Raw genomic sequence first — 19,462 nt, forward strand, 5'->3', positions numbered from 1 at the left:
ACCTGAGGGGCGCGTATTGTAGCGGCTAACGCATTCGCCGGGTACGGTAGCGACCGATTCCACAGGCAGAGAGGAGACGGGTATGCAGGACAGGGGATGGTGGCTGGGCGCGGCGCTCTCCGGCGCCCTGATGGTGATGGCCGGTGCCTTCGGCGCCCATGCGCTGGAGGGACAGCTGGCCCCGCGGCTGGCGGCGGCCTTCGAGACCGGGGTGCGCTACCAGGCGTGGCATACCCTGGCACTGCTGGCCGTGCTGGCCTGGCGCTCCACTACGCCACGCGCCGGCCAGCGGCAGGCCATGGGGCTGTGGGCGGCCGGCATGGTGCTCTTCTCGGGCTCGCTCTACGCCATGACACTTACCGGCGCGACAGGCCTGGGGATGGTCACACCCATCGGCGGGGTGCTGATGATCGGCGGCTGGCTGGCCCTGGCGGTGGCGGTGCTGCGCGCACGGTCCTAATCACTGTCCGGCAGCGCGTAGGTGGCGGTGACCAGGGCCACCGGCCGCTCATCGCCATCGGAGAACAGCTGCACCTCGCCCACCGCCAGGCGGCGTCCCAGCTTGAGGATGCGGGCGTTGGCGATGACATCGCGATCGCCCCGCGGCCGGCGCAGGAAGCGGCAATGCAGGTCGCTGGTCACGGCCATGGGCTCGGGGCCGATCTGTGCCAGGATCGCCACGTAGAGACAGACGTCGGCCAGCCCCATCAGGGTGGGACCGGAAACGCTGGCCCCGGGCCGCAGGTGCTCGTCCTCGATGGCCAGGCTCATGGTCGCGCGCATCTCGTCGACGCCCTCGATGGTCCCCGTCCGCTGGGGAAAGATCTCGTCGAGGAAGTCCTCGATGGCGGCGGCGGTCATCACGGTCATCGGCAGGCTCCTTGCGGTGGTGGTGGTGATGGCGAGGCAGGCCCCACGATAGCCGAGCCTGCCCCTGGCCGACAGTCACCGAACGTCGAGCGCTTCAACGACGGCCCCATCATGGAAACGCCCCCGCGGCCGAAACCGCGGGGGCGTTCTGTCTCGGGGCCCGGCGCAGGCCGGTGCCCCATCGGGCGATGGCCTTACTTGGCCTTGTGCACGGCACGCCAGTGGTGCAGCAGCGGCTCGGTATAGCCGGCAGGCTGCTCGCGGCCCTTGAAGATCAGATCGCTGGCGGCCTGGAAGGCGGTCGAGGCGGCGAAGTCGCCGCTCATCGGCGTGTATTCCGGGTCGCCGGCGTTCTGCTGGTCGACCACCTTGGCCATGCGCTCCAGGGTCTCCCGGACCCGGGCGGCATCGACCACACCATGGTGCAGCCAGTTGGCGATGTGCTGGCTGGAGATCCGCAGGGTGGCGCGGTCTTCCATCAGGCCCACGTCGTGGATATCCGGTACCTTGGAGCAGCCCACGCCGTGCTCGACCCAGCGCACCACATAGCCGAGGATGCCCTGGCAGTTGTTGTCCAGCTCCTGCTGGCGCTCCTCGTCGCTCCACTGCGGTGACTCGGCCACCGGCACGGTAAGCAGGTCATTCAGGAAGTCCGTCTCGCCATAGCCCTCCATCTCGCGCTGCAGGGCCGCCACGTCCACCTGGTGGTAGTGCAGGGCATGCAGGGTCGCGGCGGTGGGCGACGGCACCCAGGCGGTGTTGGCGCCGGCCTTGGGATGGCCGACCTTCTGCTCGAGCATGGCGGCCATCAGGTCCGGCATGGCCCACATGCCCTTGCCGATCTGGGCGCGGCCGCGCAGGCCACAGGCCAGGCCGACCTGGACGTTGTTCTTCTCGTAGGCCTGGATCCAGGCGGAGCCCTTCATGTCGCCCTTGCGGATCATCGGGCCCGCCTCCATGGCGGTGTGCATCTCGTCGCCGGTGCGGTCGAGGAAGCCGGTGTTGATGAACACCACCCGCGAGCTGGCCTCATTGATGCAGGCCTTGAGGTTGACCGAGGTGCGACGCTCCTCGTCCATGATGCCCATCTTCAAGGTGTCGCGGGCCATGCCGAGGATGTCCTCGATGCGGCCGAACAGCTCGTTGGAGAAGGCGACCTCCTTCGGCCCATGCATCTTCGGCTTGACGATATACATGGAGCCGGTGCGCGAGTTGCGCGGCTCGTCCTCGCCCTTCTTCAGGTCGTGCAGGGCGGCCAGGCCAGTGACGATGCCGTCGAGGATGCCCTCGGGAAGCTCGTTGCCCTCGGCATCGAGAACCGCCGGGGTGGTCATCAGGTGGCCCACGTTACGCACGAACATCAGCGAGCGGCCAGGCAGAGTCACGCTGCCGCCGTCGGTGTTGTGCCAGGTGCGGTCGGCATTGAGGCGGCGGGTAATGGTCTTGCCGCCCTTCTCGACCTGCTCCTCCAGGTCGCCCTTCATCAGCCCCAGCCAGCTGGCATAGACCCCGACCTTGTCCTCGGCATCCACCGCGGCCACGGAGTCCTCGCAGTCCATGATGGTGGTCAGCGCCGCCTCGACCACCACGTCCTTGACGCCGGCCGGGTCGGTCTTGCCGATCGGGTGGCTCGGATCGATCTGGATCTCCAGATGCAGGCCATGGTTGACCAGCAGCACGGACTCGGGGCGCTCGGCCGGGCCATTGAAGCCCACCAGCTTGCCCGGGTCCTTGAGGCCAGTCTCGCGACCACCCTCCAGGGAGACCACCAGGTGGCCGTCACGCAGCGCGTACTTGACGGCATCATGATGGGAGCCGGTGGCCAGCGGGGCGGCGCGGTCGAGCACGCTGCGGGCATAGCCGATGACCTTCTCGCCGCGCTTGGGGTTGAAGCTCGCCCCCTTCTCGGCACCGCCCTCCTCGGAGATGGCATCGGTGCCATAGAGGGCGTCGTAGAGGCTGCCCCAGCGGGCATTGCCGGCGTTCAGCGCATAGCGCGGGTTGTTGACCGGCACCACCAGCTGCGGGCCGGCCTGGACGGCGATCTCGCGGTCGACGTTGGCGGTGGTCACCTTGACCTCGGACGGGGCCTCCACCAGATAGCCGATCTCCTCGAGAAAGGCACGGTAGGCGGCCATGTCGCGGATCGGGCCAGGGTGCTCGCAATGCCAGGCATCGAGCTTCTCCTGCAGGCGGTCACGCTCGGCGAGCAGTTCGCAGTTCTGCGGGGTCAAATCATGGAAGAGGGCGTCAACGCCGGCCCAGAAGGCCTCGGGGTCGACGCCGGTGCCCGGCAGGGCCTGTTCGTTGATGAAGCGGTCCAGCTCGGCGGCCACCTGAAGGCGATGGCGAGTGGTGCGTTGGGTCATGGGTCGTGCTCCTCATGCTTGGCTGCTCGGTGCCCCCTGGCACCGACCGGCCGGACAGGGAATGGTGACTGCGTAGCACCAATTTTGTGGAAAATACTTCCACATGTAAACCCGTAGCTGCCGCCTGCCGCCCGGCGCTAGACCAAATGATGAGGCCGACGCCGGCCACCGAGGCATTGCTGGCCGGGCCGTCGGCTTGGCGCTAGCATGAACGGGCATTGCGGAGAAACCGATGAGCGACTTCACCCCCCTGCAGGCCCTGGGGCCCCTGGCCCCGGCCGACCTGTCCGGCCAGGACCTCGAGCGCTACCTGGGCCACTACGGCCTGGCGCCCCTGCTTGCCGAACACGTGGGGCTCTATGTGGGGTACCTAGAGGCCGGTGACTTCCGCCTCTGGACCCAGGTCTGGAGTCCCGAGGCGCCCATCGGCACGGCCTTCGTGGTACACGGCTACTTCGACCATCTGGGCCTCTACCGTCACCTGCTGGAGTGCCTGCTCGCGCGGGGCTGGCGGGTCGTGCTCTGGGACCTGCCCGGCCACGGCCTCTCCAGCGGCCGCCGCGCCTCCATCGACGACTTCAAGGACTATGGCAGCTGCCTGCACCGCTTGCAGCAACATCTCGAGGAGGAGGGGCTGGCTCCCCGCCCCTGGCTGGGCGTCGGCCAGAGCACCGGGGCGGCGATTCTCGCCACCGATGCCCTGACCCGCGGCGACGACGGCGCCTGGTCGGGACTGGCGCTGCTGGCGCCGCTGGTGCGCCCCTGGGGCTGGAACCAGTCGAGCTGGCTGCACCGCCTGGTGGGGCCCTTCGTGGACTCGATCCCTCGCAAGTTCCGCGCCAACTCCACGGATGCCGACTTCGCCGACTTCCTGCGCGAGGGCGACCCCCTCCAGGCCGACCGCCTGGCGATGGACTGGGTCGGGGCCATGCGCCGCTGGATGCCGCAGCTGCTGGCGCTGCCGCCGAGCTCAGTGCCCACCCTGATCCTGCAGGGTGAGCAGGACCTGACCGTGGACTGGGAGTGGAACCTCGAGGTGCTGGCACGCAAGTTCCCCGGCGCCGAGATCCATCGCCACCCCGAGGCCCGTCACCACCTGGTCAACGAGGCAGCACCGATCCGCCGCGAGCTCTTCACGGTGCTCGACCGCTTCATTGCCGGACTCGAGCCGGCCGACACCCCGCCCCGGGAGATACCCTCACCATGAAGTCCTACCGTCTTCTGCTGCTGGTGCCCCTGCTGCTCGCCGGCTGTGCCGCTGCGCCGGAGCAGCCGACCACGCTGCGCCAGGCCCTGTTCGGGCTGGGCGAGCGCGCCGCCGAGCAGCTCACGGCAACGCCACCCATGCCCAGGCCGGCAACCGACCAGGTCCTGCTGCTGGCCAGGCCGGAGGTCGACAACCGCCTGGGGCTCGGCGACGAGCGCGTCCTCGAGAGCCTGACCCGCGCCCTGCTGGCGGTTTCCGACGGCCCCCAGGTGCTGGCGTGGCGGGAAGCCATGGCCGAGGGGGGCGGTGGCAACCAGTGGCGCCTGGACAGCCGACTCGAGGCCGACGGCCCCCGGCTGCAGCTCTCCGACCGCGAGCTGCTGCCCTATCGACTGAGCCTGGAGCTGCGACGCGCGGGGAGCGACGCGCCCGAATGGCGCAGCGAGATCAGCGGGGCCCTGGACGCCACCGCCCTCTGAACGCACGGATCCTCACCCCTTGAGCAGGCGATCGAGCTGGCGGTAACCGATCGCCTCGATCAGCTGGTCACGCCCGGGACGCGCCTCGCCGGCCAGGTCGGCCAGGGTCAGGGCCACCCTCAGCACCCGATGGTAGGCCCGGGCCGAGAGCTTGAGACGCTCCAGCACGCCGGCCAGCCAGGCGCGATCCGCCGCCTGCAGGGCGCAGGCTTCCTCCAGGGCCCGCCCGGCCAGCCGCGCATTCAGCGCGCCGCGTGCCGCCTGGCGTTCCCGTGCCGCCAGCACGCGTTCGCGCACCACCGCCGAGGACTCGCCCGGTTCGCGGGAGGTGAGCTGCTCCGGCGCCAGGGCCGGCACCTCCACCTGCAGGTCGATGCGGTCGAGCAGCGGTCCCGAGAGGCGTGCCTGGTAGCGCTGAATCTGCGCCGCCGTGCAGTGGCAGGCCTGGCGCGGATCACCCAGATGGCCGCAGGGGCAGGGATTCATGGCGGCCACCAACTGGAACCCCGCAGGGTAGCGCCGCTCGTGGCTGGCCCGGGCGATATGGATCTGCCCCGACTCCATGGGTTCACGCATCACCTCCAGCACGTGTCGCGAGAACTCCGGCAGCTCGTCGAGGAACAGCACCCCGCGGTGGGCCAGGGAGATCTCGCCGGGCCGCGGCCGGGAGCCACCGCCCACCAGGGCCACGGCGCTGGCGGTATGGTGCGGGGCACGAAAGGGGCGCACGCCCCACTGCTCGGCGTGCGAAAGCCCGCTGACCGAGCGGATCGCCGCCACCTCGAGGGCCTCCTCCTCGGAAAGCGGCGGCAGGATTCCCGGCAGGCGGCTGGCCAGCATGGTCTTGCCGGTCCCGGGCGGTCCGGCGAACAGCAGGTTGTGGCCGCCGGCCGCGGCCACCTCCAGGGCACGCCGGGCCTGGTGCTGGCCACGCACCTCCGCCAGGTCGGAGCCCGCCTCGAGTGCCGGGACGGCCCTCGGCGGCCGATGGGGCGCGATGGGCGCCTGACCCAGCAGGTGGGCCACCACTTCGAGCAGGTGATCCGCGGGTAGCACCTCGAGATCGCCGGCCAGGGCCGCCTCGTCGGCATTCTCCTGGGGCACGATCAGTCGTCGGCCGGCGCGGCGCGTCGCCATGGCCAGCGGCAGCACGCCGGTCACCGGGCGCAGACGCCCATCCAGGGCCAGCTCGCCGGCACACTCGACGCCCGACAGCGCCTCGGGCGGCACCTGTCCGGAGGCCACCAGCAGGCCGAGGGCGATGGGCAGGTCGAAGCGGCCGCCCTCCTTGGGCAGGTCGGCGGGCGCCAGGTTGAGGGTGATGCGCCTCAGCGGGAAGTCGAAGCCGGCATTGACCAAGGCACTGCGCACCCGCTCGCGGCTCTCCTTGACGGCGGCTTCCGGCAGGCCCACCAAGGTCATGCCGGGCAGTCCATTGGCCAGGTGAACCTCGACCAGCACCTCGGGAGCCTCGAGGCCGAGGCCGGCCCGGGTGTGGATGATTGCCAGCGTCATCGGCGATCCCTCGCAGCCCGTCTGACCTCAGGCTAGCCCAGGCCGCCGGGATGCGCCCGGCGCCGGCCGGGGATCAGCGGTCGCTCTCGCCGCCGCCGGCATCCTCCTCGGGGCTCGGCGCGTCCGGCAGCGCGGCCGGGGACTCGCTCGGTGCCGCCTCCTGCGAGGCCTTGCCATCCAGCGCCGCCTCGAGGGCCGCCACCTGCGTCTCCAGCGCCTCGACCCGCGCCCGGGTGCGCTGCAACACGTCCATCAGGATGTCGAAATCCTCCCGCGAGACCAGCTCCAGGCGATCGAAGGCGCCCTTCACCACCTGCTGGATGCCCTTCTGCATCTCCTCCGGGGCCTGGGAGGCGCCCTGCAGGCGGTCGCCGATCTGCTGGGCCAGGCGACTAAGGGGATCTTGTCTTGCCATGGTGTCTCTCCTGAATCGTGATGGGATGCCTGCCCACAGGATACGCAAGGCCCTCGCCCGGCGCATTCCCCACCGTCGCCCTCTTGTGGAGCATGCGCACCACGACAACGCACCACAACAGGGCAGTCACGGCGACACCAAGCTTCTCCTGCCTGGAAACCCGCCCCGAAAATCCATTCATCATGCTGATATAAAAACCATATTCTGCAAGGTGGCACGATTTGCGCTTGAACAGGGCAGCCACTCATCGCGCGGCATCACGCCGCCGACATCCAGCAGGGGAGATTCGGGATGAAGCTGATAACCGCCATCATCAAGCCGTTCAAGCTCGACGACGTGCGCGAGGCACTCGCCGACAACGGCGTCCAGGGCATCACCGTTACCGAGGTCAAGGGCTTCGGGCGCCAGAAGGGCCATACCGAGCTCTATCGCGGTGCAGAGTATGTCGTCGACTTTCTGCCCAAGGTGAAGGTCGAGGTCGCAGTGGACGACTCGCGGCTGGAGACGGTACTCGATGCCATCTGCAGCGCGGCCAACAGCGGCAAGATCGGCGACGGCAAGGTCTTCGTCACGCCGCTGGAGGACGTCATCCGCATCCGCACCGGCGAGCGCGGCGCCGATGCCGTTTAACGACGCCTACGATATTCCTGAACGGAGACTGAAGCATGAATGATATTCCACAACTGACCGAGCTGATGTACGCGGTAGATACCTTCTACTTCCTCATCTGCGGCGTGCTGGTGATGTGGATGGCCGCCGGCTTCTCGATGCTTGAGGCCGGCCTGGTGCGCTCCAAGAACACCGCCGAGATCCTCACCAAGAATATCGCCCTGTTCGCCATCGCCTGCACCATGTACCTGGTTCTCGGGTACTACCTGATGTATTCCAGCAGCGCAGGGGGCTTTCTGCCCAACCTGGGCTTCCTGATCGGCGGCGAGAACACCGTAGATGCGATCACGGCCGGCGGTGATGACGCGCCCTATTACTCGATGCGCTCCGACTTCTTCTTCCAGGTGGTATTCGTGGCCACCGCCATGTCCATCGTCTCGGGTGCCGTGGCCGAGCGCATGAAGCTATGGGCCTTCCTGGCCTTCGCCGTGGTCATGACCGGGGTGATCTACCCGGTCTCCGGCTATTGGACCTGGGGCGGCGGCTGGCTGGCCGAGGTCGGCTACTCCGACTATGCCGGTTCCGGCATCGTGCACATGGCCGGTGCGGCCGCGGCGCTGGCCGGCGTGCTGGTGCTCGGCCCACGCAAGGGCAAGTACGGCAAGGACGGCAGCATCTTCGCCATTCCCGGCGCCAATCTGCCGCTGGCCACCCTGGGTACCTTCATCCTGTGGATGGGCTGGTTCGGTTTCAACGGCGGTTCCGAGCTGAAGCTGTCCGACGCCGGATCGGCCAACAACGTCGCCCAGGTATTCGTCAACACCAACGCGGCCGCCGCCGGGGGCGTGATCGTCGCCCTGATCCTGGCCAAGCTGTGGTTCCGCAAGGCCGACCTGACCATGGCCCTGAACGGCGCCCTGGCCGGCCTGGTGGCCATCACCGCCGATCCGCTCTCCCCCAGTGCCGTTGGCGCTACCCTCATCGGCGCCGTGGGTGGCCTGATCGTGGTCGCCGCCATCGTCACCCTGGACAAGCTCAAGATCGACGACCCGGTGGGTGCCATCTCCGTCCACGGTGTGGTGGGTATCTGGGGTGTATTGGCTGTGCCGATCAACAATGGCGACGCCGGCTTCGGTGCCCAGATCATCGGTATCCTCGGCATCTTCGTCTGGGTCTTCGTGGCCAGCCTGGTCGTCTGGCTGATCCTCAAGGCCATCATGGGCATCCGGGTCAGCGAGGAAGAAGAGTACGAAGGTGTCGACCTGGCCGAGTGCGGCCTGGAAGCCTACCCCGAGTTCAGCGCCTCCAAGAAGTGAGCCAGGCCCCGGAATGAGCGGGCATGCTCCTCCTGGCCCCCTTCGGGGGGCCTTTTTTATTCCTCCCGCAGCGGGTGTATGCTCTGGCACAATGAATCCAGCAGGGGTGGCGGTCAGCGCCACCGACCAACGCACAGGACGAGGATCAAGACCATGAAACTGGTGACCGCCATCATCAAGCCGTTCAAGCTCGACGACGTACGGGAGTCGCTCTCCGAGATCGGCGTCCAGGGCATCACCGTCACCGAGGTCAAGGGCTTCGGGCGCCAGAAGGGCCACACCGAGCTCTATCGCGGCGCCGAGTACGTGGTCGACTTCCTGCCCAAGGTGAAGCTCGAGGTGGCCGTGGACGACGAGATGGCCGAGAAGGTGATCGATGCCATCACTCAGGTCGCCAACACCGGCAAGATCGGCGACGGCAAGATCTTCGTCACCGCCCTGGAGCAGGTGATCCGGATCCGTACCGGGGAAACCGGCAAGGATGCGGTCTAAGCACCAAGCGGCCAAGCGGCCAAGCGGCCAAGCGGCCAAGCGGCCAAGCGGCCAAGCGGCCAAGTGGCCAAGCGGCCAAGCGGCCAAGCGGCCAAGCGGCCAAGCGGCCAAGCGGCCAAGCGGCCAAGCGGCCAAGCGGAGTCTAGGTCCAGGTGACAAGTAGCAAGAAACCCCACCAGAGGTTAGCCCGGTGGGGTTTCACGTCTCTGCCTCGCTAGCGATCGCCCATCACCGAACAGCTTGGCGGCTCGGCGCTTGTAGCTCGGTGCTGCTTACTTCTCGACGAACGCCCGCTCGATGACGTAGTCCCCCGGCTCGCCCATGCGCGGCGAGATGGTGAAGCCGAGCTCGTCGAGCAGGACGCTGGTGTCGTCGAGCATCGCCGGGCTGCCGCAGATCATGGCGCGATCCTGCTTGGGGTCGATGGCCGGCAGGCCGGTGTCCTCTGCCAGCTTGCCGCTGCGGATATGGTCGGTCAGACGCCCCATGGTGTGGAAGGTCTCGCGGGTCACCGTGGGATAGTAGACCAGCTTCTCGCTGATCTCCTCGCCAAGGTACTCGTGGGCGGGCAGGTCCTTCTGTATGAAGTCGGCATAGGCCAGCTCGCTGACGTTGCGCACGCCGTGCACCAGCACCACCTTCTCGAAGCGCTCGTAGACCTCCGGGTCCTGGATCAGGCTCATGAACGGGGCCAGGCCGGTGCCGGTGGAGAGCAGGTAGAGGTTGCGTCCCGGCAGCAGGTCGTCGGTGACCAGGGTCCCGGTCGGTTTGCGGCTGACCATGATCTGGTCACCCACCTGGAGGTGCTGGAGGCGCGAGGTCAGGGGGCCATCGGGCACCTTGATGCTGAAGAACTCCAGGTGATCCTCGTAGTTGGGGCTGGCGATGGAGTAGGCCCGCATCAGCGGCTTGCCGTTCACCTCGAGGCCGATCATCACGAACTGGCCGTTCTTGAAGCGCAGGCTGCGCTCGCGGGTGGTCCGGAAACTGAACAGGGTATCGTTCCAGTGGTGCACACTCAGAACGTCCTCAAGCGCAAACTTGCTCATGCCGACTCCTTGATATTCCATAAGAGAATAGATCGGACAGCCAATCTTTGAGTGCAATTCTAAGAGCCGGGGGAATATCTGTTAAATGGATTGTGTGGATAACACTTATCTATACTATGGATATCAAGCCACCCGAGGAGCATCATGCGCTACACCCTGCGCCAGCTGGAAGTCTTCGTCGCCGTCGCCCAGCACGAGAGCGTCTCCCGGGCGGCCCGCGCCCTGGCGCTCTCCCAGTCGGCGACCAGCACCGCCCTCGCCGAGCTGGAGCGGCAATTCGACTGCCGGCTGCTCGACCGCATCGGCAAGCGCCTCAAGCTCAACGCCCTGGGCTTCCAGCTGCTGCCCAAGGCGGTGGCGCTGCTCGACCGGGCCGAGGAGGTCGAGGAACTGCTGCGCGGCCAGCAGGGCATCGGCACCCTGGACGTGGGCGCCACCCTGACCATCGGCAACTACCTGGCGACCCTGCTGATCAGCGACTTCATGCAGCGCCATCCGGGCAGCCGGGTGCGCCTCTCGGTGCGCAACACCCGGACCATCATCGACAGCGTTCGCCAGCACGGGCTCGACCTGGGGCTGATCGAGGGGCAGTGCGAGGAGGAGGACGTGATCACTCAGCCCTGGGTGGAGGACGAGCTGGCGGTGTTCTGCTCGCCTCGCCATCCGCTCGCCACGGCCGGCCCGGTGGAGCTGGACCGCCTGCTGCGCGAGGCCTGGATCATGCGCGAGCAGGGCTCCGGCACCCGGCTGACCCTGGAGCAGGCGGCCCGTCACCGCCGCGGGCGCTTCAACATCCTGCTGGAACTGGAGCATACCGAGGGCATCAAGCGGGCGGTGGAATCGGGGCTCGGCATCGGCTGCGTCTCGAAGCTGGCCCTGCGCGACGCCTTCCGCCGCGGCAGCCTGGTGCCCATCGCCACCCCCGAGCTGGACCTGAGCCGCCAGTTCACCTTCATCTGGCACCGCCACAAGTACCTGGCCACCGGCATGCGGGAGTTCCTCAAGCTGTGCCGGCAGATGACCGAAGGCATACGGCGCAGCGACCAGATCGACCTCCCACAGGTGCCCTGACGCAGCGCGGCCCGGCAACAGGGCCGGGCCGCGGGGAAGGCATCAGCGCGTGGCTAGCGCAGGTCGCTGACCGCCTCCTGGATATCGGCGAGAGAGGCCTTGGTGAGATCCTTGGCCAGGGTATGGATCACCAGCTTGGCGGTGGGGCCATCAACCTTGTCCCGCAGCTGGCCGAGGAAGCGCGGCGGGGCGACCAGGATCAACTTCTCCATGGTGTTGTCGACGCGGGCGCGATAGAGCCGCTCGGCGACCTCGCGGGCGAAGATCTCCTCGTGGTGCTGGATCGCCACGTTCTCCCCGCCGGCGCTGCGCGCCGTCGTCGAGGTAGACTCGTGGACGTCGCCGCCGCGGTCCGTCACCAGGTCGCCCTCGTGCATGCGTCCTTCGGCATGGACGAGGCTGTCCTTCTCGCTGACCTTGAGTCCATCGCGGGTGAACAGTCGAGCCCGCGCCGCATCAGCCACCACGATATAGGTTGTCATAGCCGCTCCTTGATGCCGGTGAGTTGACGGAAGTCCTCCCGACGGGACAGCCACTTCCGCCTCTCGTTCAACATTGGCAAGACCGCTCCCGTTGGTCAACCTGGCGAGACGCGAAGACTGCAGGACGGCGGGATCTGGGGTAGCATCCTGCCCTGGCCGGCACGGAAGTCGGCGCGACTCATCACCACGATGTGCATCCTCCGGGAGGACCCCGATGCGACAGTTCCTGTTTCCCCGCCGGCCGCTGGCCCGCACCACCCTGCTGACCTGCCACCTGCTGCTGCAACTCGGCCTGCTGGCCGCAGTGGCCCTGTGGCTGGCTCCCCGTACGCCCTGGCTGGCGCCCATCGACTGGGCCGCCGCCTGGCCGACCCTGGCACTGGGTGGTGGCAGCTGGCTGCTCGCCGCCGTGGCCCTGCGCCTGCTGGCCGAGCTCTGGCTGCTGCCCCACCACCTGGGCGCACAGCGCCCCGGCTTCGCCCCCGGCGCCGTGGTCACCCGCTCCTGGGCACGGCGCCCGGCGGTGCATGACCGCGAGGCCGCCTGGACCAGCGCGGCGAGCAGCGTCGCGCCCGAGGAGGAGAGCGTACTGGGCCACGCCCGGGTGCTGCGCCCCGCCGAGCGCCACCGCCCCGCCGCCAGCGAGCCGACCCTGGACCTGAGGGCCGACCAGGCAGAGCCTGCCTCGACCCGGGAGCCACGCTACTAGCGGGATGGCGCCTTACGCTCCTGCCGCGGCGAGCGACGCAGGCAGGCCCGACGGAAGGCATGCAGCCCCAGGGCCGCCGAGGCAGCACCCAGGCCGTTGGCCAGGATGTCGGCCCAGTCGCCGCCGCTGCGGCCGGCGACGGCGACCTGGGCAAACTCGATGGCGATGCCCAGCAGCAGCGCGGCCAGGAAGGCCAGCGACAGACGAACCCCGGCGAGCCCCAACAGGCCCGCCAGGCCGGCATAGCCGATGAAGTGGCTGGCCTTGTCCCAGGGCAGCGTCTCGGGCAGCTCGCTGCCGGGGGTCAGGCTGCCCCAGGCGATCACCAGGGCCGCCAGGCAGGCCAGCACCGCCCAGCGGCGGCGCCACCGCCGGTCCTCCCCGGCGGCCAGCCGGTACAGCCAGTCAGCCATGGGCAATGTTGCGATGGTAGGCCGGGCTCAGGTCATGCAGGGCCTCCATGAAGGCTGTCACATGATCCGGGTCGGTGAACTGGTTGATGCCGTGGCCCAGGTTGAAGACATGGCCGGGCCCGTGGCCGAAGCTGTCGAGGGTGCGCGCCACCTCGGCACGAATCGCCGAGGGGCGGGCAAACAGCACGTGGGGGTCGAGGTTGCCCTGCAGGGCGACGCGATGGCCGACCCGCCCCCGGGCATCGGAGAGCTCGGTGGTCCAGTCCAGGCCGACGGCATCGGAGCCGGCCGCCGCGATGTCCTCGAGCCACTGACCGCCGTTCTTGGTGAACAGGATCACCGGCACCCGGCGCCCCTCGTGCTCGCGGATCAGGCCGGCAACGATCTGCTCCATGTAGCGCAGCGAGAACTCCAGATAGGCCGGCGTGGAGAGCGCGCCACCCCAGGTATCGAAGATCTGTACCGCCTGGGCGCCGGCGCGGATCTGGGCGTTGAGGTAGTCGGTGACCGCATGGGCCAGAGTATCGAGCAGCCGATGCATGGTGTCCGGCGCGTCGTAGAGCATCGTCTTGACGTGGCGGAAGTCCTTGCTGGAGGCGCCCTCCACCATGTAGGTGGCCAGCGTCCAGGGGCTGCCGGAGAAGCCGATCAGCGGCACCCGGCCGTTCAGCTCACGGCGGATGGTCGAGACCGCCCGCATCACGTAGTCCAGGTCACGCTCTGCGTCCGGCGCCTGCAGGGCGTCCACCTCGGCCGAGGTGCGCACCGGCTTGCGGAATTTCGGGCCCTCGCCGGTCTCGAAATAGAGTCCCAGCCCCATGGCATCGGGGATGGTCAGGATGTCCGAGAAGAGGATGGCCGCATCCAGGGGATAGCGCTCCAGCGGCTGCAGGGTGACCTCGCAGGCCAGCTCCTGGTTGCGGCACAGGTCCATGAAGCTGCCGGCATGGCCACGCACCTCGCGATACTCCGGCAGGTAGCGGCCGGCCTGGCGCATCATCCACACCGGGGTGCGGTCGACGGGTTGACGCGCCAGGGCGCGCAGAAAGCGGTCGTTCTTGAGTTCCATGCGGGCGCTCGTCCACGGAAAATGTGGGCGCCATTGTACCCCATCGAACGACCCGGGGATGAGCCCCGTGACACAACGGTGAGCCGGCCCGGCCTTCCTGATAGAATGACCCTCCACCCGTCGGCAACGCCGTGGTCTTCCACCGAGGTACATCGTGACGATTCGATTCATCGCCGCCTCCCGGCTGCCCACCCCCTGGGCCACCTTCACCATGCACGGCTTCGAGGACGATGCCACCGGCAAGGACCATATCGCCCTGACCCTGGGCGACGTGGCCGATGGCGAGCCGGTGCTGGGACGGGTCCACTCCGAGTGCCTGACCGGCGATGCCCTCTTCTCCATGCGCTGCGACTGCGGCTTCCAGCTGCAGGAGGCACTCAAGCGCATCGCCGAGGAAGGGCGGGGCGTGCTGCTCTACCTGCGTCAGGAGGGCCGCGGCATCGGCCTGCTCAACAAGATCCGCGCCTACCACCTACAGGATGCCGGCGCCGACACCGTGGAAGCCAACGAGCAGCTTGGCTTTGCCGCCGACCTGCGCCGCTATGACCTCTGCGTGCCGATGCTCGACCACCTGGGGATCAAGGCGCTACGCCTGATGACCAACAACCCGCGAAAGGTCGATGCCCTGACACAGGCCGGCGTGGTAGTGGAGGAACGCGTCCCACTGACCACCGGTCTAAACCCCCACAACGAGCAATATCTCACCACCAAGGCCGGCAAGCTGGGCCACATGATGGCGCTAGGCGACTTCACCCAGGCCAGTGACGTGGATATCGAACGCAAGCCCTGAGCCACCGGGACCCGGGATCGGGCTGGCTCCTCGGCAGGAGGCTCCTCCGATGACGCATCCCCCCCGCAACGACGAGATACCCTTCAGTAGCCGCGAGGAGCTCCTTCACAGCATCAGCCATGGCATCGGCGCGGCGCTAAGCCTCGCCGGGGTGGTGGTGCTGCTGGTGCTGGCCAGCCTGGCCGCCCGGGTCGACCCCTGGAAGATCGTCGGCATCGGCTTGTATGGCGTCAGCCTGGTGCTGCTCTATACCGCTTCGACCCTCTACCATGGGGTCCGCCACCCGCGCCTGAAGCGCCTGTTCCAGTCGCTCGACCACTGCGCGATCTACCTGCTGATCGCCGGCACCTACACCCCCTTCCTGCTGGTCAACCTGCGTGGCCCGACGGGCTGGGTGCTGTTCGCCACCGTCTGGTCCCTGGCGCTGGCCGGCATCGCCTGCAAGCTGGCCTGGCCCCACCGCTTCGCCACGCTGCGTGTCGCGATCTACCTGGTGATGGGCTGGCTGATCGTCTTCGCCGGCGACGAGCTGGCCGCCCGCCTGTCCGATACCGGCCTCGCCCTGCTGGTCGCAGGTGGCGTCACCTACACCCTGGGCGTGATCTTCTATGCCATCAGCGCCATCCCCTTCAACCACGCGATCTGGCACCTGTTCGTGATGGGCGGCAGCACCTGCCACTACTTCGCGGTCTACACCGCGGTGCTGCCCTTCGCCGCCTGAACGCCCTCAGGTGGCGCGAGCCTTGCGGATGCGCTCGTAGGCGCTGCCGATCTCGCTGGTGCGCTCCTTGGCGACCTCGCGCATGCTCTCGGGCAGGCCCTTGGCGGCGAGCTTGTCGGGGTGGTTCTCGCTCATCAGGCGGCGGTAGGCCTTCTTGATCTCGGCGTCGCTGGCGTCCTCGTTGACCCCCAGCACCCGGTAGGCATCCTCCAGCGACGGGCCCTGTTCGTCCGCCGCTCGGGGACCACCGCGCAGCATGGCCTCGACCTGGGCAATCTCGGCCTCGCTGCAGCCCAGGCCACGCACCACTCGCATCAGCATCTCGTGCTCGGCGGGGTGCAGCTCACCATCCGCGGCGACCGCGGCCAGCTGCACCTGCAGGAACACCTGGCGCAGCGCGGGCTGGTGTGCCGCGATGCGGCGAATCTTGGCCAGCTCGGCGTCCAGGTCGAAGTCGGCGCCCTTGCCGCGGGTAAAGTCGGCGCGGGCCTGGGCGCGTTGGGCCTCATTGAGCCGCAGCCGATCCCACAGCTTGCGGGAGGCTTCCAGCTCGTCCTCGGAGACCTGGCCATCGGCCTTGCACAGACATCCCATGACGGCGAAGGTCGATTCCAGGAACTGCGACTGGGCGCCGAGGAGCTTGTTCATCAGGCGCTTTCGCAGGGTCTTGCCCAGCCAGTAGCCCAGGGCGCCACCCACCAGCAGGCCGATGGGGCCGCCGATGGCCAGCCCCAGCAGGGCACCGATCAGTATCAGAAACAGCATCGCAACCTCGTGAGAAAACGTGACGTATCAGGGCAGCCGGGCGCGGATCGAGGCCTCGAGGCCGTCCGCATCCAGGCCGCACTCGGCGAGCAGCTCGGCGGGCTTGCCGTGCTCGACGAAGGCATCGGGGAGTCCGAGGTTGAGCACTTCCACCTGAACCCCCTCGGCCATCAGCAGCTCGTTGACCGCGCTGCCGGCACCACCGGCGACCACGTTCTCCTCCAGGGTCACCAGCAGGTCGTGCTCGTCGGCCGCGGCCAGCACGGCATCACGGTCCAGCGGCTTGATCGAGCGCATGTTGAGGTGGCTGGCGTCGAGGCGCTCGGCCACCTCCGCCGCCGGGCCGTTGAGGCTGCCGAAGGCCAGCAGGGCCACCCGCGTCGCCTCCCCGCTGCCACGTCGCCGCCACTCGGCGCGGCCGATCTCGATCGGCTCGAGGTGATCCGGCGTGGCAACGCCCGGGCCGGTGCCGCGCGGGTAGCGCACCGCTGCCGGGCCGGGATGGTAATAGGCGGCGCTGAGCATCGCTCGACACTCGGCCTCGTCGGCGGGGGCCAGCACCACCATCCCCGGAATGCAGCGCAGGTAGGAGAGATCCAGGCTGCCGTGGTGGGTGGGGCCGTCCTCGCCCACCAGGCCGGCACGGTCGATGGCGAAGGTGACATCGAGCTCCTGCACCGCCACGTCATGGATCAGCTGGTCATAGCCGCGCTGCAGGAAGGTGGAGTAGATCGCCAACACGGGCTTCATGGCCTCGCAGGCCAGGCCCGCGGCAAGGGTCACCGCATGCTGCTCGGCGATGGCCACGTCGAAGTAGCGCTCGGGGTACTCCTTCGAGAAGCGCACCAGGTCGGAGCCCTCGCGCATGGCCGGCGTGATGCCGACCAGGCGCTCGTCCACCGCCGCCATGTCGCACAGCCAGTTGCCGAAGACACGGCAGTACTTCTGCTGGCGGCTTGCCGGTGGGCTCTTTGGCTTGAGCGGCGGTGGCGTCTCGCCGTTTTTTTCCAGCTTGGTGATGGCATGGTAGCCGATGGGGTCGGCCTCGGCGGGCAGGAAGCCCTTGCCCTTGCAGGTCTTCACGTGGAGGAACTGGGGCCCCTCGAGGTCACGCATGTTGCGCAGGGTCTGCACGAGCAGCGGCAGGTCATGGCCGTCGATGGGCCCGATGTAGTTGAAGCCCAGCTCCTCGAAGAGTGTGGCCGGGCTGATCATGCCCTTCATGTGCTCCTCGGTGCGCCGCGCCAGCTCCAGGGCCCCGGGCAGGTGGGAGAGCACCCGCTTGCCGCCCTCGCGCATGCTGGTGTAGGGCTTGCTGGTGAGGATGCGCGCCAGGTAGCTGGCCATGCCGCCGACGTTCTCGGAGATCGACATCTCGTTGTCGTTGAGCACCACCAGCAGGTTGGCATCCACATGGCCGGCATGGGCCAGGGCCTCGAAGGCCATCCCCGCGGTCAGCGCGCCGTCGCCGATCACCGCGCAGACCCGCCGCTGCTCGCCGCGGGTGCGGGCGGCCAGAGCCATGCCCAGGGCCGCCGAGAGTGAGGTGCTCGAATGGCCCACGCCGAAGGTGTCGTACTCCGACTCGGCCCGCCGCGGGAAGGCGGCGAGGCCGCCGTACTGGCGGATGCCGGTCATCGCCTCGCGGCGCCCGGTGAGAATCTTGTGGGGATAGGCCTGGTGGCCCACGTCCCACACCAGGCGGTCGAAGGGGGTCTCCAGCGCCTGATGCAGGGCCACGGTGAGCTCCACCACGCCCAGGCCGGCGCCGAAGTGGCCGCCGGAGACGCCCACGCTATAGAGCAGGTAGGCGCGCAACTCGTCGGCCACCTGGGCCAGCTGCCCGGCGTTCATGGCGCGCAGCGCGGCGGGGGTATCCAGGGTATCGAGCAGCGGCGTGGCCGGACGCTCGACGGGGATGTCATCGAACAGCTTCATGGGGGCCCTGTAGTATCAATGGTCACGCTCGATCATGTAGCGGGCCAGGTCGGCCAGGGGAGTGGCGTCCTCACCCAGCGGCGCCAGGGCCGCCACGGCCGTCTCGACCAGTGCGTCGGCCCGTCGACGGGCGCCCTCGAGCCCCAGCAGGCTCGGGTAGGTGGGCTTGGCCCGGGCGGCGTCGGCCCCGGATGTCTTGCCCAGGGTGGCGGTGTCGCCGGTCACGTCGAGGACATCGTCGTGGATCTGGAAGGCCAGGCCGATGGCATCGGCATAGGCGTCCAGGGCGGCCAGCCGGGGGTCGGCCACGTCGACGGCGACCAGCCCGCCGAGGCGCACCGCGGCGCGGATCAGCGCGCCGGTCTTGTGGCCATGCATGGCCGCCAGGGCCGCCGCGTCGGGATGCCCGCCGACGGCGGCGAGGTCCAGCGCCTGGCCGGCCACCATGCCGTCGCGTCCGGCGGCCCCGGCCAGGCTGGCGACCAGTGCCGGCAGCCGGGGGTGAGAGGCCTGCGCCAGCACCTCGAAGGCCAGGGCCTGGAGGGCATCACCGGCGAGGATCGCGGTGGCCTCGTCATAGGCCCGGTGCACCGTGGGCTGGCCGCGCCTCAGGTCATCGTCGTCCATGGCCGGCAGGTCATCGTGGACCAGCGAATAGGCGTGGACCAACTCCAGCGCCATGGCCGGGGCATCCAGGTCGTCGTCTGGCGCCCCCAGGGCGCGACCGGCCGCATAGACCAGCACCGGCCTCAGTCGTTTGCCACCCACCAGCAGGCCGTGGCGCATGGCCGCCTCGAGACGCGGCGAGGGGGCCGAGCGCGCCGCGAAGAGTGCCTCGAGACAGGCATCGACCCGGGCCCGGTCCACGGCCAAGCGACCGGCCAGGGAATCAACGCTCACCATCGGCCTCCGCGGCGGGCGCATCGAAGGGCTGCAGGTCAACGCCACCGGCCTCGCCCTCGGTCAGGGTGCGCACCCTAAGCTCCGCCTCGTCGAGCCGGCGCTGGGCGTCGCGGGTCAGGCGAACCCCCTGTTCGAAGGCGGCCAGCGACCCCTCCAGCGACAGCTCGCCGGATTCCAGTCGCTCGACGAGCTGCTCGAGCCGCTCGACGGTGGCGGCGAAGTCGGCCGGTGCCGGCTCGTCGCCGCTGCCTTGGCTGTGCTGTTCCGCCATCGACTCTCT

Annotated in this window: 22 protein-coding genes; 10 read left to right on the plus strand and 12 right to left on the minus strand. The window is 68.8% G+C overall.

Annotated elements, in window-relative coordinates; genetic code table 11:
- The first annotated feature begins 82 nt into the window (after positions 1-82).
- Positions 83-460 carry a DUF423 domain-containing protein gene (locus M8009_RS13850; protein WP_250062179.1) on the plus strand — a complete coding sequence of 126 codons (378 nt, stop codon included), beginning with the start codon at positions 83-85 and terminating at the stop codon, positions 458-460.
- Here M8009_RS13850 and M8009_RS13855 read toward each other — a convergent pair.
- Both M8009_RS13855 and M8009_RS13860 read right to left on the minus strand, forming a co-directional pair.
- Positions 457-870: a PaaI family thioesterase gene (locus M8009_RS13855; RefSeq protein ID WP_250062181.1), complete on the minus strand. Its 414-nt coding sequence runs from the start codon at positions 868-870 to the stop codon at positions 457-459. The two genes, M8009_RS13850 and M8009_RS13855, sit on opposite strands and share 4 nt — an antisense overlap.
- 194 nt (positions 871-1,064) lie before the next feature.
- Positions 1,065-3,239, minus strand: a complete 2,175-nt coding sequence (locus M8009_RS13860) for a malate synthase G (RefSeq protein ID WP_250062184.1) — start codon at positions 3,237-3,239, stop codon at positions 1,065-1,067.
- A gap of 232 nt (positions 3,240-3,471) precedes the next feature.
- Between M8009_RS13860 and M8009_RS13865 the strand changes: the two genes are divergently transcribed.
- Positions 3,472-4,446 (plus strand): alpha/beta hydrolase, encoded by a 975-nt coding sequence (locus M8009_RS13865; RefSeq protein WP_250062186.1) that lies wholly within the window; start codon positions 3,472-3,474, stop codon positions 4,444-4,446.
- A complete protein-coding gene (locus tag M8009_RS13870; RefSeq protein WP_250062189.1) occupies positions 4,443-4,925 on the plus strand; it encodes a hypothetical protein in 483 nt (160 codons plus the stop codon). Before M8009_RS13865 ends, M8009_RS13870 begins: the two co-directional genes overlap by 4 nt.
- A 12-nt stretch (positions 4,926-4,937) precedes the next feature.
- Here M8009_RS13870 and M8009_RS13875 read toward each other — a convergent pair whose 3' ends face one another.
- Both M8009_RS13875 and M8009_RS13880 read right to left on the minus strand, forming a co-directional pair.
- A complete protein-coding gene (locus M8009_RS13875; protein WP_250062190.1) occupies positions 4,938-6,440 on the minus strand; it encodes a YifB family Mg chelatase-like AAA ATPase in 1,503 nt (500 codons plus the stop codon).
- A gap of 73 nt (positions 6,441-6,513) precedes the next feature.
- Positions 6,514-6,855 carry an accessory factor UbiK family protein gene (locus M8009_RS13880; RefSeq protein ID WP_250062192.1) on the minus strand — a complete coding sequence of 114 codons (342 nt, stop codon included), beginning with the start codon at positions 6,853-6,855 and terminating at the stop codon, positions 6,514-6,516.
- 291 nt (positions 6,856-7,146) lie between these two features.
- On the opposite strand from M8009_RS13880, the gene M8009_RS13885 reads away from it, so the two are divergent.
- The 3 genes from M8009_RS13885 (at position 7,147) to glnK (ending at position 9,272) form a co-directional block, all read left to right on the plus strand.
- A complete protein-coding gene (locus M8009_RS13885; RefSeq protein WP_106231078.1) occupies positions 7,147-7,485 on the plus strand; it encodes a P-II family nitrogen regulator in 339 nt (112 codons plus the stop codon).
- A 35-nt stretch (positions 7,486-7,520) separates the two neighbouring features.
- Positions 7,521-8,780 (plus strand): ammonium transporter, encoded by a 1,260-nt coding sequence (locus tag M8009_RS13890; RefSeq protein ID WP_284047835.1) that lies wholly within the window; start codon positions 7,521-7,523, stop codon positions 8,778-8,780.
- Between the two features lie 153 nt (positions 8,781-8,933).
- Positions 8,934-9,272, plus strand: coding sequence for a P-II family nitrogen regulator (gene glnK, locus M8009_RS13895; protein ID WP_106231080.1), 339 nt, complete (start codon positions 8,934-8,936; stop codon positions 9,270-9,272).
- A gap of 272 nt (positions 9,273-9,544) precedes the next feature.
- Here glnK and M8009_RS13900 read toward each other — a convergent pair whose 3' ends face one another.
- The gene (locus M8009_RS13900) at positions 9,545-10,321 is read right to left on the minus strand and encodes a ferredoxin--NADP reductase (RefSeq protein WP_250062194.1); all 777 of its coding nucleotides are present in this window, start codon (positions 10,319-10,321) and stop codon (positions 9,545-9,547) included.
- 144 nt (positions 10,322-10,465) lie between these two features.
- On the opposite strand from M8009_RS13900, the gene M8009_RS13905 reads away from it, so the two are divergent.
- Positions 10,466-11,392 (plus strand): LysR family transcriptional regulator, encoded by a 927-nt coding sequence (locus tag M8009_RS13905; RefSeq protein WP_106231082.1) that lies wholly within the window; start codon positions 10,466-10,468, stop codon positions 11,390-11,392.
- 53 nt (positions 11,393-11,445) lie between these two features.
- On the opposite strand, the gene M8009_RS13910 is transcribed toward M8009_RS13905, so the two are convergent.
- On the minus strand, positions 11,446-11,874 hold the full coding sequence (locus M8009_RS13910; RefSeq protein WP_250062196.1) for a host attachment protein: 429 nt from the start codon (positions 11,872-11,874) through the stop codon (positions 11,446-11,448).
- A gap of 214 nt (positions 11,875-12,088) precedes the next feature.
- Between M8009_RS13910 and M8009_RS13915 the strand changes: the two genes are divergently transcribed.
- The gene (locus M8009_RS13915) at positions 12,089-12,583 is read left to right on the plus strand and encodes a hypothetical protein (RefSeq protein WP_250062198.1); all 495 of its coding nucleotides are present in this window, start codon (positions 12,089-12,091) and stop codon (positions 12,581-12,583) included.
- Here M8009_RS13915 and M8009_RS13920 read toward each other — a convergent pair.
- Together M8009_RS13920 and hemE are read right to left on the minus strand one after the other, a co-directional pair.
- On the minus strand, positions 12,580-12,996 hold the full coding sequence (locus tag M8009_RS13920; protein ID WP_250062200.1) for a VanZ family protein: 417 nt from the start codon (positions 12,994-12,996) through the stop codon (positions 12,580-12,582). The two genes, M8009_RS13915 and M8009_RS13920, sit on opposite strands and share 4 nt — an antisense overlap.
- Positions 12,989-14,065, minus strand: coding sequence for a uroporphyrinogen decarboxylase (gene hemE, locus M8009_RS13925; protein ID WP_250062202.1), 1,077 nt, complete (start codon positions 14,063-14,065; stop codon positions 12,989-12,991). The genes M8009_RS13920 and hemE overlap by 8 nt, the downstream gene beginning before the upstream one ends.
- A 154-nt stretch (positions 14,066-14,219) precedes the next feature.
- Here hemE and ribA point away from each other — a divergent pair, with 154 nt between their 5' ends.
- On the plus strand, positions 14,220-14,855 hold the full coding sequence (ribA, locus tag M8009_RS13930; protein ID WP_250062204.1) for a GTP cyclohydrolase II: 636 nt from the start codon (positions 14,220-14,222) through the stop codon (positions 14,853-14,855).
- A gap of 49 nt (positions 14,856-14,904) precedes the next feature.
- Positions 14,905-15,576, plus strand: coding sequence for a PAQR family membrane homeostasis protein TrhA (gene trhA, locus M8009_RS13935; protein WP_250062206.1), 672 nt, complete (start codon positions 14,905-14,907; stop codon positions 15,574-15,576).
- Positions 15,577-15,582: 6 nt separating this feature from the next.
- On the opposite strand, the gene djlA is transcribed toward trhA, so the two are convergent.
- The 4 genes from djlA to M8009_RS13955 are packed head-to-tail and all read right to left on the minus strand — an operon-like array spanning position 15,583 to position 19,453.
- Positions 15,583-16,341, minus strand: a complete 759-nt coding sequence (djlA, locus tag M8009_RS13940; RefSeq protein WP_250062208.1) for a co-chaperone DjlA — start codon at positions 16,339-16,341, stop codon at positions 15,583-15,585.
- 27 nt (positions 16,342-16,368) lie between these two features.
- Entirely contained in the window at positions 16,369-18,279 is a 1,911-nt protein-coding gene (dxs, locus tag M8009_RS13945) for a 1-deoxy-D-xylulose-5-phosphate synthase (RefSeq protein WP_250062210.1), read from the minus strand.
- Between the two features lie 15 nt (positions 18,280-18,294).
- Entirely contained in the window at positions 18,295-19,182 is an 888-nt protein-coding gene (locus M8009_RS13950; RefSeq protein WP_250062212.1) for a farnesyl diphosphate synthase, read from the minus strand.
- Positions 19,169-19,453: an exodeoxyribonuclease VII small subunit gene (locus M8009_RS13955; RefSeq protein ID WP_250062214.1), complete on the minus strand. Its 285-nt coding sequence runs from the start codon at positions 19,451-19,453 to the stop codon at positions 19,169-19,171. The genes M8009_RS13950 and M8009_RS13955 overlap by 14 nt, the downstream gene beginning before the upstream one ends.
- Positions 19,454-19,462 lie beyond the last annotated feature (9 nt).

Source organism: Halomonas gemina, assembly GCF_023554995.1.
Classification (GTDB): domain Bacteria; phylum Pseudomonadota; class Gammaproteobacteria; order Pseudomonadales; family Halomonadaceae; genus Halomonas; species Halomonas gemina.

Bases quoted from the DNA above. Each gene is read 5' to 3' on its own strand.
- M8009_RS13915 (WP_250062198.1), top strand. From the start codon at position 12,089: ATGCGACAGTTCCTGTTTCCCCGCCGGCCGCTGGCCCGCACCACCCTG.
- M8009_RS13900 (WP_250062194.1), bottom strand. From the start codon at position 10,321: ATGAGCAAGTTTGCGCTTGAGGACGTTCTGAGTGTGCACCACTGGAAC.
- M8009_RS13950 (WP_250062212.1), bottom strand. From the start codon at position 19,182: ATGGTGAGCGTTGATTCCCTGGCCGGTCGCTTGGCCGTGGACCGGGCC.
- M8009_RS13875 (WP_250062190.1), bottom strand. From the start codon at position 6,440: ATGACGCTGGCAATCATCCACACCCGGGCCGGCCTCGGCCTCGAGGCT.
- M8009_RS13855 (WP_250062181.1), bottom strand. From the start codon at position 870: ATGACCGTGATGACCGCCGCCGCCATCGAGGACTTCCTCGACGAGATC.
- djlA (WP_250062208.1), bottom strand. From the start codon at position 16,341: ATGCTGTTTCTGATACTGATCGGTGCCCTGCTGGGGCTGGCCATCGGC.
- hemE (WP_250062202.1), bottom strand. From the start codon at position 14,065: ATGGAACTCAAGAACGACCGCTTTCTGCGCGCCCTGGCGCGTCAACCC.
- M8009_RS13880 (WP_250062192.1), bottom strand. From the start codon at position 6,855: ATGGCAAGACAAGATCCCCTTAGTCGCCTGGCCCAGCAGATCGGCGAC.
- glnK (WP_106231080.1), top strand. From the start codon at position 8,934: ATGAAACTGGTGACCGCCATCATCAAGCCGTTCAAGCTCGACGACGTA.
- M8009_RS13910 (WP_250062196.1), bottom strand. From the start codon at position 11,874: ATGACAACCTATATCGTGGTGGCTGATGCGGCGCGGGCTCGACTGTTC.
- dxs (WP_250062210.1), bottom strand. From the start codon at position 18,279: ATGAAGCTGTTCGATGACATCCCCGTCGAGCGTCCGGCCACGCCGCTG.
- M8009_RS13850 (WP_250062179.1), top strand. From the start codon at position 83: ATGCAGGACAGGGGATGGTGGCTGGGCGCGGCGCTCTCCGGCGCCCTG.
- M8009_RS13870 (WP_250062189.1), top strand. From the start codon at position 4,443: ATGAAGTCCTACCGTCTTCTGCTGCTGGTGCCCCTGCTGCTCGCCGGC.
- M8009_RS13920 (WP_250062200.1), bottom strand. From the start codon at position 12,996: ATGGCTGACTGGCTGTACCGGCTGGCCGCCGGGGAGGACCGGCGGTGG.
- M8009_RS13890 (WP_284047835.1), top strand. From the start codon at position 7,521: ATGAATGATATTCCACAACTGACCGAGCTGATGTACGCGGTAGATACC.
- trhA (WP_250062206.1), top strand. From the start codon at position 14,905: ATGACGCATCCCCCCCGCAACGACGAGATACCCTTCAGTAGCCGCGAG.
- M8009_RS13860 (WP_250062184.1), bottom strand. From the start codon at position 3,239: ATGACCCAACGCACCACTCGCCATCGCCTTCAGGTGGCCGCCGAGCTG.
- M8009_RS13955 (WP_250062214.1), bottom strand. From the start codon at position 19,453: ATGGCGGAACAGCACAGCCAAGGCAGCGGCGACGAGCCGGCACCGGCC.
- M8009_RS13905 (WP_106231082.1), top strand. From the start codon at position 10,466: ATGCGCTACACCCTGCGCCAGCTGGAAGTCTTCGTCGCCGTCGCCCAG.
- M8009_RS13865 (WP_250062186.1), top strand. From the start codon at position 3,472: ATGAGCGACTTCACCCCCCTGCAGGCCCTGGGGCCCCTGGCCCCGGCC.
- M8009_RS13885 (WP_106231078.1), top strand. From the start codon at position 7,147: ATGAAGCTGATAACCGCCATCATCAAGCCGTTCAAGCTCGACGACGTG.